Genomic DNA, 15,102 nt, shown 5'->3' with positions numbered 1-15,102 from the left:
CAACGAAAGAGGGCTGCATCATGCAGCCCTCTCTCTTTATCTGACATCCGGTTATCTGAAACCTGGCGGTGAAGCATCACAGCTCCCGAAACGGGCGCCGCTTCTCCTCTTCGATGACGATCGCCTCCAGATTGGCGACCCGCTCCTGCAGCTCCCGGATCACCAAATCCTGCTTGCCGAGGCGGTCGGTGATGCGGGCATCCCCCAGCTGGTAGCGAGCCCGTTTGCCGAGATATCCGAACAATAGGCTGATAAATACGATCAGGACTATGCCTGTCCACATGGTCATGTCACGACTCCTTGTCGTTATCAATATGGTCGTCATAAACGGCGAAAACGCTGATGGGTCAGCTCTGTTTTCTCATAGCCGCCAATTGGCCGCAATGGGGCCCGTTTCCCCTTTGTGATGCAGTTGGCTATTGCTGCCAGAGAGGGCGGCCAAGCCACCACCTTGTTACCCAGGTGGCTATTGCTGCCAGAGAGGGCGGCCAAGCCAGAGTCCCCACAGGGTCAGGTGCAGCAGCACGATAAACCAGAACACCAGCCGGTAGCTGCGTTTCTGGGTCTTGTGGCGCAGCCACTGGCGGGCCACCAGTGCCCCTGGCCAGCCGCCGCACAGCTCCAGCAGATGCAGGCGGGATTCGGGAATGCGCCACTCACCGCGCACCGCTTGCCGCTTGTCCCAGGCGTAGGCGGCCACGGTGAGCAGGCTCATGGTCAGCAGCACGGCCAGCGGCCACCACTGCTGGCCGTCGAGGCCGAGCCACAGGGTCCATCCCAGTGGCAGTAGCGCCAGCGCCATCACTGGGCCAGCTCCCAGCAGCGCTCCTCATCCTGCTTGAGGGTGCGGATCACCTTGGCCGGATTGCCCACTGCCACCGAATCGGCCGGGATGTCACGGGTCACCACGGCACCCGCGCCAATGATGGAGCGTGGCCCAATGGTGACACCGGGGCAGATGATGGCGCCGCCGCCAATCCAGCAGTCGTCACCGATCCGCACCGGCTTGTTGTAGGCGGTCCAGTTGCGGCGCTCCAGATAGTTCATGGTGTGGGTGGCGGTGTAGATCTGCACGTTGGGGGCCAGCAGCACATGGCTGCCGATGTGCACTTCGCCCACGTCGAGAATGGTGACGTTGAAGTTGAAGAAGGTCTTCTCGCCGATATGGATGTTGCGGCCAAACTCGCAGGTAAACGGCGTGCTGATCCAGCAGGAGTCGGGGCAGTGGCCGAACAGTTCGCGGCAGATCTGCTGGCGCAGAGGGCCATCGCCCGCAGATGACCCATTGAGTTGGGCCAGCAGCGCCTGACCGCGAATACGGTCGTTGGCTATCTCCTCGCTCTGGCTATCCAGTGCCCCGCCTGCCAGTACCTTGTCCCAGTCGCTCGCCATTGCTACCTCCTCATGCTGCAAGAGCGGGCAGTATACGTGACAGTCAGGGGGCCGTCAGTCTGTCACTTGTGGCAGATGACCCCTGTCAACCTGCAGGCCAGATAAGAGGCAGGATCAGCAGGGCCGAGACGAAGTAGGGGAGCAGCACCCGCAGCCCGAGGCTGCGACCGCCGATGCCAAGTGCCAGCAACCCCTTCACCAGCGAGTTGACCAGCCCGGCCAGCAGAATGCCGCGAGCGGCCACCTCCAGCGCCAGCTCCTTGTGGGAGAGTTGGGAGAGCGACAGGGTTATTGCATCCACATCGGTGATGCCCGACACCAGCGCCAGCAGATAGACCCCGGAGTTGCCCACCTTGTCTTGCAGTAGGGTGGCCATAAAGCCGATCAGCGCCAGCAGCAGGCCGAACTTGATGGCGGTTGGCAGGTCAAGGGGGTTGCTGGTTTCCGGTTTTACCGGGCCGTCGGTCAGCTCTTCGCGCTGGCGCCAGAACCAGAAGGCGAAGCCGTAGACGGTGGCCGCCAGCAGCAACAGGGGGGCGGCGAGGCGCATCGCCAGCTCGTTGTGGATAAGCAACACCAGCACCAGCAGTCGCAACCACATGGTGGCCCCCGCCAGTAGAATGCCGGTTGCCAGCAGTCGCTCCAGCCCGCCCTGCTCCCGATTGAGGCGGGCGAACTGCAGGGTGAGGGCGGTGGAGGAGGCCAGCCCCGCCAATATGCTGGTAAGCACCAGCCCGGCGCGGGTGCCGAGCAGCCGCACCGCGAAGTGGCCAGAGAAGGAGATGCCAGCGATCACCACCACCATCAGCCAGATCTTGAAGGGGTTGAAGGCATCGAGGGGCCCCATCTCTTCGTTGGGCAGCACCGGCAGCAGCACCAGCGAGATAAGCAGAAAGCGCAGGGTGGCGTGGAACTCGGTTTCGCTGAGAAACAGCATCCCCTGCTGGATCTTGCCCTTGAGCCCCATCAGCAGGGCGGCCAGCACGGCGCAGGCTACCGCCTCGCTCGGGCTCAGCAGCACCGACATCAGCCCCAGCAGGTAGGTGAGCAGCATGGCCACCGAGCTGGTGAGGCCAAACTCCCCCTGCCAGCGCTGGGCCAGCCAGACCGAGAGGCCGCAGCCGATCACCACCGCCAACAGGCCGAGCAGCGGCAGCCAGGGGCCCAGAGTGGGCAGCAGCAAACCGCACACTCCGCCGAGCAGGCCGATGAGGCCGTAGGTACGCATCCCGGCGATGCGCTGGTTATCCCCCAGCTGGCGCACCTGCCAGCCGCGTTCCAGCCCGATGATAAGGCCGATGGCCAGCGAGACCAGGGCTCCGTTGACGGGTTCTGCATTGATCCACATAACGACTTCCTTTTCGTCATCTGTCTGCCTTGTTCCCATGATGGCACAGGGGGCAAGGTGGCAGAGGGGCATGGCTCACAGAGTCTGCGTCCGGCTCCCGGCTCCCGGTGCGGGGTAAGGGGCTGATATGAACAAAAGAGATAAGCAAAGAGCTATTTCTTTCTTCTCGGCATAACAACTCCACGGCATGCTGTTCTCAACCCAACGAGATATGGAGTATCACCATGAAACTGCGAATGACCGCCCTGACCCTGCTCTCCCTGCTGGCATTTGGCCAGGCCAATGCCGCCGAGATCCGCCTGCTTAACGTCTCCTACGATCCGACCCGCGAACTGTTTCAGGAGTACAACGCCGCCTTTGCCAAGGAGTGGAAAGCCAAAACCGGCGATGACGTGGTGGTGAGCCAGTCTCACGGTGGCTCCGGCAAACAGGCCCGTGCCGTGGTGGATGGGCTGGAGGCGGATGTGGTGTCGCTGGCACTGGCCTATGACGTCAATGCCATTGCCAAGGAGGGATTGATCGCCGCCGACTGGCAGAGCCGCCTCGGCAACAATTCAGCTCCTTATACCTCCACCATCGTCTTCCTGGTGCGCAAGGGAAATCCCAAGCAGATCAAGGATTGGGACGATCTGGTGCGTAAGGATGTCGCCATCGTCACCCCCAACCCCAAGACCTCCGGTGGGGCGCGCTGGAACTATCTGGCCGCCTGGGGCTACGCCCTGAAAAAGAGCGGCAGTGAAGAGGGGGCCAAGCAGTTTGTTGGCGATCTCTACAAGAACGTGAAGGTGCTGGACTCGGGCGCCCGCGGTGCCACTACCAGCTTTACCGAGCGCGGTCTCGGTGACGTGCTGCTGGCGTGGGAGAGCGAAGCCCTGCTGGTGCTCGGTCAGGCGGGAGCCAGCGACAAGTTCGAGCTGGTGGCGCCATCGGTCTCCATTCTGGCCGAGCCGCCGGTTGCCGTGGTGGACAAGGTTGCCAAGAAGCACGGCACCGAAGCGGTATCGAAAGCGTACCTCGAATACCTCTACTCCGACGAGGGGCAGCATATCGTCGCCAAGCATCACTACCGCCCCAGCAACCCGGCGATCTTGAAAGAGACAGCAGCCCAGTTCCCGCAGCTTGCCCTCTTTACCGTCAAGGATCTGGAAGGGGATTGGGAGAAAGCCCAGAAGAAGCACTTCGCCCAGGGTGGTCTGTTTGACCAGATCTACCAGCCGGGTCGTTGATAGCCGCCATATCCATCACTGAACTGGCCCCTGTGCCAGCCGATAGGAGCACCAAGATGAACAAGATCCTCCTGGTTCCCGGTCTGCACAACAGCGGGCCGGATCACTGGCAGAGCCGCTGGCACGATCACTTTCCCCAATGGCAGCGCATGACGGGGCTGCCGTGGGACAAGCCAGACCTCAGGGTCTGGAGTGCCAAGCTGGCGAGCAAGCTGAGAAGTCGTCGCGGCCGGGTTCATCTGGTGGCCCACTCCTTCGGCGCTTTGACCGCCATCGCGGCGGCCAGGTTACAGCCGGAGAAGGTCGCCTCGATTTTTCTGGTGGCCCCCGCCGATCCCGCCCGTTTTGGCATTGCGGATGAGGCATTGGCCGAGCCGCTGCAGGTGTCGGCCCAGCTGGTGGCCAGCCGCAACGATCCCTGGATGAGCTTTGAGCGGGCCGAATACTGGAGCCGTCAGTGGCAGGTGCCGCTGTTCGATGCCGGTGAGGCGGGCCATATCAATGCCCAGTCCGGTCATGGGGATTGGCATCAGGGGCTGAATTTGCTGGGTGCCCTCTATCGCCGTGGCGAGCTGGTGGTGGCACCGGTCAAGGCCGCCTCGCCCCGGCCCGTGGTGCTCGGTTTCCGCTAGTTAGCTGTGAAGTGGTTGGAGGGCTGGCGATAGCGCGGTTTGCTGGTTGCGCCATGCCCCGTTCTTTGAATGTTCCGCTCCGTATTGCTCCATTTCTTAGGTCTTTTATTTATATAAAAGACCTTTTTTTATTTGGATCGCTCTAAAAGCCTTGTCCCACCGTTGTTAGACAAAAAAGTAATTAGCAAAGTCGCAAACGGTGTTTGTTGCTGACAGGAAGAGTGCGCAGAATCACCACATCTTAAATTATTCATAACAGACGGATGTGTTATGCGATTTGGTTCTTATTCTGTCTTGCCGGGTTTCGGCCCTACCTTTGGCTTCACTCTGCTCTATCTGGGCCTGCTGGTGCTGTTGCCGCTCTCGGCGCTGGTGCTGTTTGCGGTCAACAACCTGACCGCCGCCGAGTTCTGGCAGGTGATCGGTTCGCCGCGAGTGCTTGCCTCTTTTCGCCTGAGTTTCGGCGCGGCATTTATTGCGGCACTGCTTAACAGTCTGTTCGGGCTGATCCTGGCCTGGATCCTGGTGCGCTACACCTTCCCCGGTCGCCGACTGGTGGATGCGCTGATCGACCTGCCATTTGCCATGCCGACCGCCGTCTCCGGCATCGCCCTGTGCGCCATCTTCGCCCCCAACGGCTGGATTGGTCAGTGGGTCGCCCCCTTTGGTATCGAACTCGCCTACAACCCCATTGGTGTAGTGATTGCGCTTACCTTTATCGGATTGCCGTTTGTGGTACGCACCCTGCAGCCGGTGCTGCGGGAAGCCGAGATCGAGCAGGAGGAGGCGGCCGCCAGCCTCGGCGCCGATCGCTGGCAGACCTTTCTGCGGGTGCTGTGGCCGACCCTGATCCCGGCCCTGCTCACCGGCTTTGCGCTGGCGTTTGCCCGTGGGGTGGGGGAGTACGGCTCCGTCATCTTTATCGCCGGCAACCTGCCGATGGTTTCCGAAATCGCGCCGCTGATGATCATGAGCCATCTGGAGGAGTACGACTACGCCGGTGCCTCCGCCATCGCCGTGGTGATGCTGCTAATTTCATTCATTTTGTTACTGCTAATCAACAAGTTGCAGGCCTGGAGCTGGTCTCGCATCGGAGGGAGCCGGATATGAGTTCATCTGCCATCGCCATTGAGGTTGCCCCTGTGGAGGCGGCCCCCGGCCGCAAGGCTCCGGTCGTGATCCGCGAGCCCCAGTGGGTCAAGTGGTTGCTGATCACTGTGGGTCTGGGCTGGTTTGCTGCCCTGCTGTTGCTGCCGCTGGCCACCGTCTTTATTCAGGCGCTGACGCCGGGGCTCGCCTTCTTCTGGCACGCCATCAGCGAACCGGATGCCCTGAGTGCGCTTGGGCTGACGGCGCTGGTCACGCTTTGCGCCGTCCCTCTCAACCTGCTGTTCGGGATCGCGGCGGCCTGGGCCATCGCCCGTTTCCGCTTCCCCGGTCGTCAGCTGCTGATCACCATCATCGACCTGCCATTTTCGGTGTCGCCGGTGATTGCCGGTCTGATGCTGGTGCTGCTGTTTGGCAGTCGTGGCTGGTTTGGTGACTGGCTGAGCGAGCACGACATCAAGATTATCTTCGCGACGCCGGGGATCATTCTGGCCACCACCTTTATCACTGTGCCCTTTGTGGTGCGCGAGCTGCTGCCCCAGATGGAGGCCCGCGGCCCGGAAGAGGAGGAGGCGGCCATCATGCTGGGGGCGAGCGGCCTGCAGATGTTCTGGCGCGTCACCCTGCCCGGCATCCGCTGGAGTCTGATGTATGGCCTGCTGCTCTGTACCGCCCGGGCGGTGGGGGAGTTTGGTGCCGTGTCGGTGGTCTCCGGCCATATTCGCGGTCAGACCAATACCCTGCCGCTGCATATCGAGATCCTCTACAACGAGTACCAGACCGGCGCCGCCTTCGCGGTGGCCAGCCTGCTGGCTCTGTTCGGGATCTTCACCCTGCTGGGGGAAACCCTGTTGGCCCGGTTGCGTGGTCAGCCTACCAAGTCCCACTGATTTGACGATTATTGAGAAGAGGCATCCATGAGCATTCAGGTTCAACAACTTAACAAGCATTTCAATCAGTACGCGGCGCTGGCAGACATCAACCTCGACTTTCACGATGGCGAGCTGGTGGCGCTGCTCGGCCCCTCCGGCTGTGGCAAGACCACGTTGTTGCGGATCATCGCCGGGCTGGAGCAGGCCGACAGTGGCAGTGTCATCATCCGTGGCGAGGATGCCTCGGATCTGCACGTGCGCGAGCGCAACGTCGGCTTCGTGTTCCAGCACTACGCCCTGTTTCGTCACATGACAGTGTTCGAGAACGTGGCGTTTGGCCTGCGGGTCAAGCCGCGCAGCGAGCGCCCGACGGAGGCGGCCATTCGCGCCCGGGTCAAGGAGCTGCTGGATCTGGTGCAGCTTAGCCACGTGGCCGAGCGCTATCCGACCCAGCTCTCCGGCGGTCAGCGTCAGCGGGTTGCGCTGGCTCGCGCGCTGGCGGTACAGCCCAAAGTACTGCTGCTGGACGAGCCATTCGGCGCCCTCGATGCCCAGGTGCGCAAGGAGCTGCGCCGCTGGTTGCGCGAACTGCACGATGAGCTGCACGTCACCAGCCTGTTCGTCACTCACGATCAGGAAGAGGCGCTGGAGGTGGCGGATCGGGTGGTGTTGATGAATGCCGGGCGGGTCGAGCAGATCGGCACCCCGGCCGAGGTCTACGACCAGCCCGCCAGCTCCTTTGTCCACAGCTTCCTTGGCAGCGTGAATCAGTTCCGTGGTCGGGTGGCGGAGCAGGGATTCGGCATCGGCGAGCAGCTGCTTGGCGGGCCGTCGGCCTCCCATCTGGCCCACGGCAGCGCCGCCATCGCCTATGTCCGTCCCCACGAGCTGGATATTCTGCCAGCCGATGCGCCGGGCGGGATCCGCGCCACCATCACCCGCTTGTTGCCCATGGGGCCGCGCATTCGGGTGGAGCTGCGCGGCGACGGCGAGACCAAAGGGGCTCACTACGAGGCGGAGCTGACCAAAGAGGCGGCTAGGCTGTTTGCACCGGGTCAGGGGGTGAAGCTGGTGGCCAGACAGGCGCAGTTCTATCCCGACTACCAAATTTGATGCGGTGTTGCGGGCGGTGTGGCCGCCCGATTCAGGCTGTTAGCCGGGCATGATCCCGGCCATATAACAAAAAATGAGGGTGTTGACCAAGCAGTGTCGCCACCCTTCGCAGGAGGCGACAAGGTGAATTTTCAGCAGTTACGCATTATCCGGGAGGCGGCGCGGCGGGATTACAACCTGACCGAAGTGGCCAACGCCCTTTTTACTTCCCAATCCGGGGTGAGCCGCCATATCCGCGAATTGGAAGAGGAGCTCGGCATTGAGCTCTTTATCCGCTACGGCAAGCGGCTGCTCGGCATGACCGAGCCCGGCAAGGAGCTGCTGGTGATTGCCGAGCGTATCCTGGGTGACGCCAACAATATCCGCAAACTGGCCAGCACCTTTGCCAACCGCGACTCGGGCCGTTTGCTGGTGGCGACCACCCATACCCAGGCCCGCTATGCGCTGCCACGGGTGGTGAAGGCGTTTCGCGAGCAGTTCCCGCTGGTACAGCTGGAGCTGCGTCAGGGCGGCCCGGAGGAGATAGTGCGGCTGGTGCAGAGCGGCGAGGTGGATATCGGCATCAGCAGCGAGCGGCTCGACAAGAGCGAAGGGGTGGTGGCATTTCCCTACTACCGCTGGCACCACAATATCGTGGTGCCCGAGCAGCATCCGCTCGCTGACGAACGGGAGCTGACTCTGGCGGCGCTGGCCAACTGGCCCATCATCACCTATCAGGCGGGGTTGACCGGGCGGGCACGAGTGGACGAGGCCTTTGCCGAGGCAGGCATCGAGCCGCAGATCCTGCTGACCGCGCAGGACTCCGACGTGATCAAAACCTATGTCGAGCTGGAGATGGGAGTGGGCATTCTGGCCGACATGGCGTTTGACGCCCAGCGCGATCAGGGGCTGGTGCAGCTCGATGGCAGCCATCTGTTTGCCCCCCACACCGCCTGGATCGGCCTCAAGCAGGGGCAGTTCCACCACAACTTCGCCTGGCAGTTTATCCAGCTCTGCAACCCCGAGCTGGCACTGGCGGATATTCAGGCTCGCGCCATGGGCAGCGAGCCCGCCATCGACTTCCAGATTTGAATGGGAAGAGAAGACAAGAAGGGGAGCCAATGGCTCCCCTTCTTGTTGTTCATGTCGAGATTTATTTCAGTTCAATCCAGGCATCTTGCCAGTGGGAGCCGACGCCCGGCTCATAGTGGGTGGCGCTGGCAGCCCACTGGCTGCACCAGCCGCTGTAAGGGAAGGGCTTGCACTGATAGACCTTGCCGTTTTTCGGTTGCAACACCTTGGTACCGGCGGTGTAGGACTTGATGTCGTTCGGGAAGATGAACTGGTAGTCGCCGCCACTGCTCGCCTCCTTGAACATCAGATCCATGGTCTGCTGGATGGTCTCGCCGCCCGCTTTCGGGGTGGCCTTGATCACCAGCTGGTGGTGACCTGCCTTGAGCCCTTCCAGCGCCATGGTGAAGGTGTGGCTGCTCTCCTTGATGTCGGCACTGCTTTCACCCTTGGCGACGCCGCCGTGGTCGTAGAGGGTGTTGGTGACGGCCAGATCGCCCTGTGCGGTGACGGTGAAATCGAGGGTTGCCTTGCCGTTGTCCAGCACATAGTCGCTGGCCAGACCGCTGACGCTGATGCTGTCCACCACCGGCGGTTGTTGCTGTTGCAGGTCAATCTCGACCCGCTCCAGCTTGCTGTCGCGCTTCAGATAGACCGGGTTCATGCCGTAGATCGGGTTGAACTGGCCATCGGCCCCTTGCTGACCTGCGCGGATCTGGCTCTGCTCGGTGTTGATCTTGCTGGCGAGGGCATGGGCCCAGTTGTTCTTCTGGCCCTGCTCGGCAGTAGCGATGGTCAGCACGGTCTGCAACTCGGGGCGCTCGCCGTTGGCATCGAATACCCGGGTCATCGCCTTATCACCCACCACGAGGTCGATGGAGGGGTAGATGGTGCCTGCCTGGCTCCACTCCAGCGGCGGCTGGCTGCCATCTTTGAACTTGGCGTCGATGATGTTGTAGAAGCTGTTGGTGGTATCGCCCACTTCCCATACGCCGAGGATCAGCTGATAGCCGGTGCGCTCCGGCAGGGTACAGTTGTGGGTCATCTGCTTGGGCGGCTGCACCATGTTGCCTTCAATAACGCAGAAGGGGGTCAGATCGAACGAGGCGCGGCTCAGCGGTTGATTCGGGTTCCAATCCTGCTTGGTGAGGTAGTAGCGCCAGTTGCGGGTGACGTGGTTGGCGGTGAAGGTCCAGCTGACGGCGAAGGGGCCTGCCTGCACTTCATGCTTGCTCCAGCGGTCGCTGGTCTGGACGTTCAGCTCGCTCCAGCGCGGGCTGCCCGCTGAGGCGATTTGACCATCTTGCGGGCCAGACTGCGGGAAGCCGGAGGGGCCTTCAACGCTCTGGGGCTCCCACTGCACGCCGCCACACTGGCTGTTGCCGCCGGTTTTGCACAGGTAGTTGCGGCTCTCGGGTTGGCTGATGTAGCCATGAGCCAGGGCGCTGCCGCTGGCCAGCAGCGCCAGCACTGCGGCGATCTGATTGAGTTGGATTTTTGCTGCCATACATTCCTCTGTTCGATAGATGTGGGCAGTCAGTTGGCCGGGGTGTTCCCCGACGCACACTTGCGTGTGGCAACCCCGCTATCCTGGACAAAACGTCTGTAGACCGGAGGCTTTGCGTCCCGACCTTTCGGTCAGTTTGCCAAATGACTAGATGTTTAGTGATGGGCCAAATGTTCGGCCATCAGCATTGTGCACTGCATTGATTAATTATTTGAAGTTAAATGTTTAAATGCACCGTTAAACGGCACGTTAATCATTCTAACTGACTGTTTTTAAATTGTTCTCTTATTTGTGAATGGCGTCGAATGCCGTTGAATATGTCGATAAGATGCATGCTGATTGCGTGTTATTGGTGTGAAAAAAACTGCCAGCTGAGCTGGCAGGTCGGGTTACAAGGCGACACGGCGTGACGCTGTCAGTGACGGGCACGCTGCTCGCCAGAGGGGTGATATGTGGGAGCCATCATCGGGGTTGTTGCAGACTCTTTGCCCAGTTTGAACACCGCAAGCCGTTCATCCAGACTGCGGGAGAGGCCAGCCAGCAGCTCACTCTCTTGGGCCAGTTGTGAGGCTGATTGGGACATCTCCAGCGCCGAGTCGTTGATGCCGCTGACGTTGCGGTTCATATCCTCGGCCACCATGCTCTGCTGTTCGGCGGCGGTGGCAATCTGGGTCGCCATATCGCTCACATGCTGGATGCGGTTGACGATTTGGGTGAGATCCTGACCTGCCTGGCGTGACTGATTGACGCTGCTCTCCGCCAGCTTGCGGCTGGCATCCATGGCGCTGGCTGCACTAACCGCCCGCTGTTGCAGCAGGGCAATGGTGCTCTGGATCTCCTCGGTGGACTGGCGGGTGCGGCTGGCCAGCTGGCGTACTTCGTCGGCCACCACAGCAAAGCCACGGCCCTGCTCACCAGCGCGAGCGGCTTCGATGGCGGCATTGAGGGCCAACAGGTTGGTCTGATCCGAAATGGCGCTGATGACAGCCGTCACTTCGCTTATCTGCATCACCCCCTCCTTGAGTTGATTGACTTGCACGGTTGCCTGCTCCACCTCGGTAGCCAGCGCCTGAATACCGTTGACGCTGGCATGAACGTCACGGTTGCCGAGCCCGGCTTCACCGGTCGCTTCCTGGGTATCGCGGGCGGTATTTTCAGCATGACCCGCCACATCGGTGATAGTGGCACTCATCTCGTTCATGGCGGTGGCGAGCTGGGCCAGTTGATCCCGCTGGCTGGTGACCGCCTGATTGGTCTGCTCGGCAGAGGCGGCGATGCGCAGGGCTGCATCCGCCACGTTGCGGGCACCCAGACTCGCTTCCAGCAGGGCGTGGCGGATGGCATCCAGACTCTGGTTGGTGCAGCGGGCGACCATACCCAGCTCATCTTTGCCGTGCACCGGGATGCTCACCACCAGATCCCCCTTGGCGACTCGCTGCATGGCGTGGTTGATCTGATTGAGGGGGGAGACAATGGAGTGAGTGATGCGCCAGCCCAGCAGCCCCATCAGCAAGACCGCGATGGCGGTAGCGGTACCCATCTTCATGTATTGGGCCCAGATGGTCTGCTGGATATCCTGCAGCAACATGCCGGAGCCGAGGATCCAGCCCCACGGCTGATAGCCGGAGACCATGGAGAGTTTGTCAGCCGTCTCGCCTGACGGGCCGGTCCAGACATATTGCAGGGTGCCCTGTTTTCCCCCTTTGGCGATATCCACCATCTGGAACCAGAACTGCCCGGCAGTGGCGGCTCCACCTTCCCCCATTTTCTGACCGACCAGCTCGGGGCGGATGGGGTGAACCAGCATGGTGCGGTTCTCGTCGATGACAAACAGGTAGTTGTTGCCATCAAAGCGGGTGTTGGTCAGCAGCTTGCGCGCTTCCTGCTGCGCCTGCTCTGCTGGCAAGGTGCTGGCCAGAAACTGGATCTGGCTCATGGTTTGTCCCAGCACCGCATTGAGCCGCGCCTCTCGCTCGCTCATCAGATTGCGCTGGAGCGCGTTGGCCGAGATAAACAGCAGCGAGATAAAACCGACAAATGCGACCGTGAGCAGCAAGATCAATTTGCGGCTCACAGTGATATCACCGAGCTTGAACATGACGAAACCCTCATTATCCCTATTGATGTGACGTGGCTCGTTACCGCGGTAGCCTAGTTTCATAAATTAACGACTCATTGTTGCAGCCGTTCATCGGCCTTTTTCAAATGAGTGTTTTGACAACAGTATAGCCAGCAGACAGCGATACTCACTTTTTGGTAGCGTGTTCATGCGCGTCCCAGCGTCACTTTTGCCAAAGAGTGTGAATGGTTTGGCATTTCAGCAAAAAATAAGGAGTGGGCCCCGCTGCGGGTGCCTCCACAACAAGAGGGAATTTATGAGTTCCATTGCCAGGAATTACTTCAACCAGCTCAACGCCGACTACCTGCAGGTACACAGGTGCAAGGAGGATCTCTTCTGGTCCACCTATATGGGCACCAGCGATGATCAGCCCGGTTTCACCGCAGCCGAAAAGGCTTACAAGGCCTTTTGTGCCAATCCGGCCCGCCTGCCCGCATTGCGGGAGATGCTGGCGCAGGCCGAACAGGATGATCTCAAACTTGGTCTGCAAGGCTGGATCGCCTTCTTCGAGTGCAACGTGATTGAAGATCCCGCCGCTGCCGCCCTGATGGATGAGCTGGTTGCCGCCGAGGCGGATCTGTTTGCCCGCCGCAAGGGGTTGAAACTGACCTTGCTGGACGAGCAGGGGCAGCAGGTTGCCGGTAGTCTGCCCGCAGCCAGCACTTCGCTGGCCGCCAGCCCGAACGAGGCGGTGCGCCAGAGCGCGCTCGCCATGTTCCACACCCTGGAGCAGTGGGTGGTTGGCAACGGTTTTCTCGAGGTGGTGGCGATCCGCAATCGCTTTGCCCGCGCCATGGGCTATCGCGACTACTTCGACTATAAGGTGCGCAAGAACGAGCAGATGAGCCCGGAGCAGCTGTTCGCCATCCTCGACGACTTCATTGCCCGCACTGACGCCCGGTTGCAGCAGAGTCTGGCCGAGCTCAAAGCAGCCAAGGGGGCGGCGGCGCTGTTGCCCCACAACCTGCGCTACAGCGTGAGCGGCGACGTGACCCGCCAGCTCGATCCTTATGTGCCCTTCTCGCGGGCGCTGAAGGATTGGGTCGAGAGCTTCCGCCGTCTCGGCATCCAGTATCGCGGGGCGACCTTGACGCTGGACTTGCTGACCCGGGAGGGGAAATACGAGAACGGCTTCTGCCACGGCCCGGTACCGAGCTTCTTCCAACAGGGCGAGTGGGTGCCGGCGGTGGTCAACTTCACCAGCCTGGCCGACCCGGCGCAGGTTGGCAGCGGCTGGAACGGCCTCAATACCCTGTTCCACGAGGGGGGCCATGCGGCGCACTTTGCCAATGTCACCGGCAACGCCCCCTGCTTCTCACAGGAGTTTCCGCCCACCTCCATGGCCTATGCCGAGACCCAGTCGATGTTCTGCGACAGCCTGCTGGACGATGCCGACTGGCTCAAACGCTACGCCAGAAACGCGGCGGGAGAGCCCATCCCCGATGCCCTCATCAAGGAGTTGATCGCCGCGCGCCAGCCGTTTCGTGCCTTCAACGAGCGCCAGATTGCGCTGGTGGCCTACTTCGAGCGGGATCTTTACGCCATGGATGAGGCCAAACGCACCCCGGAGGCAGTGCTGGCGCTGGCCCGCCAGTGGGAGCGTAAGATCGTCGGAGTGGAGAGCCCGCGCCCGCTGCTGGCCATTCCGCACCTCCTTAATCAGGAGTCTGCCTGCGCTTATCATGGCTACCTGTTGGCGCTGATGGCGGTGGAGCAGACTCGCGCCTATTTCCTGAAACGGGATGGCTACCTCACCGATAACCCGCGCATCGGGCCGGACTTGGCCGCCCACTACTGGGGGGCGGGCAACGGTATGAGCCACGATGAGACCCTGCGAAGCCTCACTGGCGAGGGGTTCAGCGCGGTGCCGCTGGCCGAGGCGTGCAACCTGAGCGCCGCCGACGCATGGCAGCAAGCGCAAGCCTGCATGGCCGCCGCCCAGCAGCGCCCCGCTGTAGGTGAGGGCACCCCGCTCGACGCCCATATCCGGGTGGTACACGGGGCCGAGCTTATCGCCGACAACAGCGAGTCGGAAACCCGCATGCTGGCCGACTTTGAGGCGTGGATCGTTAACCATTACCAACGAGCGTCAGCTGCGTAATCCACTGTGCTCCCGGTGATCAGGCCGGGAGCACTGCTTCTTGTGTTCTTGTGGTAATGAGTTGTCGCAGTAGTGGTATGAATCAGGTACCCGTGGGGCAATTGCGACACCAACTGTCGTTTTGCCGATGGTGTCTGCGATATTTTCATCAGATTTGTATTCATATAAACATGAAAGTGAATGCGGGGTGGCAAGGTGATAGCGCCCGTTATCCATGCAGCTTTGCCCATGTTGTCAATCGTGTTTATGTCGCCACCGGTGAGCACATATATTAAACAACCCAATGGATTTGATAATTATTCGTATTTTTCTGGATTGACTAAATTGTCCACAGCTGCAAAATCGTTCGCCTAGCCACCCCCGATGTGAACCGGGTCCGGAAAGCTACAGGTCTCTCTAGAGACGGCTGAGTTGCCTTTAGTGAGGTTTAGATGACTCACCTCGGAATATAGGTAGCGTTCAGTCTAGTTCATGCAGTATCTCCGCAAGATTTAGCCAGATCCGAAACCACGTTGTACAGAACAGCTACAAGCCGTTTTTCTGGCAGCAGTATATATTTGGGGTCTGTCGTCAGTAGGGGGCATCTATCTCTTGCTTTCTCATTCTTTTCAGCATTTCTAGGGGCTGTCGTCTTG

Annotated in this window: 13 protein-coding genes and 2 riboswitches; of the genes, 7 read left to right on the top strand and 6 right to left on the bottom strand. The window is 60.9% G+C overall.

Annotated features, from left to right (window positions below; genetic code table 11):
• Positions 1-76 precede the first annotated feature (76 nt).
• The 4 genes from CF137_RS20150 to CF137_RS20135 all read right to left on the bottom strand — a co-directional run bounded on the left by CF137_RS20150 (position 77) and on the right by CF137_RS20135 (position 2,740).
• Positions 77-289, bottom strand: a complete 213-nt coding sequence (locus CF137_RS20150; RefSeq protein ID WP_101346191.1) for a hypothetical protein — start codon at positions 287-289, stop codon at positions 77-79.
• 177 nt (positions 290-466) lie between these two features.
• Positions 467-805, bottom strand: a complete 339-nt coding sequence (locus CF137_RS20145; RefSeq protein ID WP_101317753.1) for a DUF1294 domain-containing protein — start codon at positions 803-805, stop codon at positions 467-469.
• Positions 802-1,392 carry a sugar O-acetyltransferase gene (locus tag CF137_RS20140; protein WP_101317755.1) on the bottom strand — a complete coding sequence of 197 codons (591 nt, stop codon included), beginning with the start codon at positions 1,390-1,392 and terminating at the stop codon, positions 802-804. Before CF137_RS20140 ends, CF137_RS20145 begins: the two co-directional genes overlap by 4 nt.
• A gap of 85 nt (positions 1,393-1,477) precedes the next feature.
• A complete protein-coding gene (locus CF137_RS20135; protein WP_101346194.1) occupies positions 1,478-2,740 on the bottom strand; it encodes an MgtC/SapB family protein in 1,263 nt (420 codons plus the stop codon).
• Between the two features lie 224 nt (positions 2,741-2,964).
• Here CF137_RS20135 and CF137_RS20130 point away from each other — a divergent pair, with 224 nt between their 5' ends.
• From CF137_RS20130 to cbl, 6 genes are all read left to right on the top strand, one after another.
• Positions 2,965-3,966, top strand: a complete 1,002-nt coding sequence (locus tag CF137_RS20130) for a sulfate ABC transporter substrate-binding protein (RefSeq protein ID WP_139721248.1) — start codon at positions 2,965-2,967, stop codon at positions 3,964-3,966.
• A 56-nt stretch (positions 3,967-4,022) separates the two neighbouring features.
• Positions 4,023-4,598, top strand: coding sequence for an RBBP9/YdeN family alpha/beta hydrolase (locus CF137_RS20125; RefSeq protein WP_139721246.1), 576 nt, complete (start codon positions 4,023-4,025; stop codon positions 4,596-4,598).
• Positions 4,599-4,868: 270 nt separating this feature from the next.
• Positions 4,869-5,708, top strand: coding sequence for a sulfate ABC transporter permease subunit CysT (cysT, locus tag CF137_RS20120; RefSeq protein ID WP_098972033.1), 840 nt, complete (start codon positions 4,869-4,871; stop codon positions 5,706-5,708).
• On the top strand, positions 5,705-6,595 hold the full coding sequence (cysW, locus tag CF137_RS20115; protein WP_042024143.1) for a sulfate ABC transporter permease subunit CysW: 891 nt from the start codon (positions 5,705-5,707) through the stop codon (positions 6,593-6,595). The genes cysT and cysW overlap by 4 nt, the downstream gene beginning before the upstream one ends.
• 27 nt (positions 6,596-6,622) lie before the next feature.
• Positions 6,623-7,690, top strand: coding sequence for a sulfate/molybdate ABC transporter ATP-binding protein (locus CF137_RS20110; protein WP_139721244.1), 1,068 nt, complete (start codon positions 6,623-6,625; stop codon positions 7,688-7,690).
• Positions 7,691-7,813: 123 nt separating this feature from the next.
• Complete coding sequence (cbl, locus tag CF137_RS20105; protein WP_139721242.1) at positions 7,814-8,761, top strand: HTH-type transcriptional regulator Cbl; 948 nt, start codon at positions 7,814-7,816, stop codon at positions 8,759-8,761.
• Between the two features lie 61 nt (positions 8,762-8,822).
• Here the strand turns inward: cbl and gbpA are convergent, their stop codons facing one another.
• Complete coding sequence (gene gbpA / locus CF137_RS20100; RefSeq protein ID WP_139721240.1) at positions 8,823-10,247, bottom strand: N-acetylglucosamine-binding protein GbpA; 1,425 nt, start codon at positions 10,245-10,247, stop codon at positions 8,823-8,825.
• Between the two features lie 65 nt (positions 10,248-10,312).
• Positions 10,313-10,398: riboswitch (cyclic di-GMP riboswitch) on the bottom strand.
• 264 nt (positions 10,399-10,662) lie between these two features.
• On the bottom strand, positions 10,663-12,345 hold the full coding sequence (locus CF137_RS20095; protein ID WP_139721266.1) for a methyl-accepting chemotaxis protein: 1,683 nt from the start codon (positions 12,343-12,345) through the stop codon (positions 10,663-10,665).
• Between the two features lie 277 nt (positions 12,346-12,622).
• Between CF137_RS20095 and CF137_RS20090 the strand changes: the two genes are divergently transcribed.
• Positions 12,623-14,467 carry a M3 family metallopeptidase gene (locus tag CF137_RS20090; RefSeq protein WP_139721238.1) on the top strand — a complete coding sequence of 615 codons (1,845 nt, stop codon included), beginning with the start codon at positions 12,623-12,625 and terminating at the stop codon, positions 14,465-14,467.
• 343 nt (positions 14,468-14,810) lie between these two features.
• Positions 14,811-14,886, top strand: a riboswitch (cyclic di-GMP riboswitch).
• Positions 14,887-15,102 lie beyond the last annotated feature (216 nt).

Origin of the sequence: Aeromonas sobria (assembly GCF_006243315.1) — a bacterium.
Taxonomy (GTDB): Bacteria; Pseudomonadota; Gammaproteobacteria; order Enterobacterales; family Aeromonadaceae; genus Aeromonas; species Aeromonas sobria_A.
The sequence above is the reverse complement of the archived record's forward strand: the minus strand, read 5'-3'. Positions and strand labels throughout refer to the sequence as shown.

Excerpts from the sequence above, each read along its gene's own strand:
- CF137_RS20110 (WP_139721244.1), top strand. The coding sequence starts at position 6,623 with ATGAGCATTCAGGTTCAACAACTTAACAAGCATTTCAATCAGTACGCG.
- CF137_RS20150 (WP_101346191.1), bottom strand. The coding sequence starts at position 289 with ATGACCATGTGGACAGGCATAGTCCTGATCGTATTTATCAGCCTATTG.
- CF137_RS20095 (WP_139721266.1), bottom strand. The coding sequence starts at position 12,345 with ATGTTCAAGCTCGGTGATATCACTGTGAGCCGCAAATTGATCTTGCTG.
- CF137_RS20090 (WP_139721238.1), top strand. The coding sequence starts at position 12,623 with ATGAGTTCCATTGCCAGGAATTACTTCAACCAGCTCAACGCCGACTAC.
- cysW (WP_042024143.1), top strand. The coding sequence starts at position 5,705 with ATGAGTTCATCTGCCATCGCCATTGAGGTTGCCCCTGTGGAGGCGGCC.
- CF137_RS20130 (WP_139721248.1), top strand. The coding sequence starts at position 2,965 with ATGAAACTGCGAATGACCGCCCTGACCCTGCTCTCCCTGCTGGCATTT.
- cysT (WP_098972033.1), top strand. The coding sequence starts at position 4,869 with ATGCGATTTGGTTCTTATTCTGTCTTGCCGGGTTTCGGCCCTACCTTT.
- gbpA (WP_139721240.1), bottom strand. The coding sequence starts at position 10,247 with ATGGCAGCAAAAATCCAACTCAATCAGATCGCCGCAGTGCTGGCGCTG.
- CF137_RS20125 (WP_139721246.1), top strand. The coding sequence starts at position 4,023 with ATGAACAAGATCCTCCTGGTTCCCGGTCTGCACAACAGCGGGCCGGAT.
- CF137_RS20140 (WP_101317755.1), bottom strand. The coding sequence starts at position 1,392 with ATGGCGAGCGACTGGGACAAGGTACTGGCAGGCGGGGCACTGGATAGC.
- CF137_RS20135 (WP_101346194.1), bottom strand. The coding sequence starts at position 2,740 with ATGTGGATCAATGCAGAACCCGTCAACGGAGCCCTGGTCTCGCTGGCC.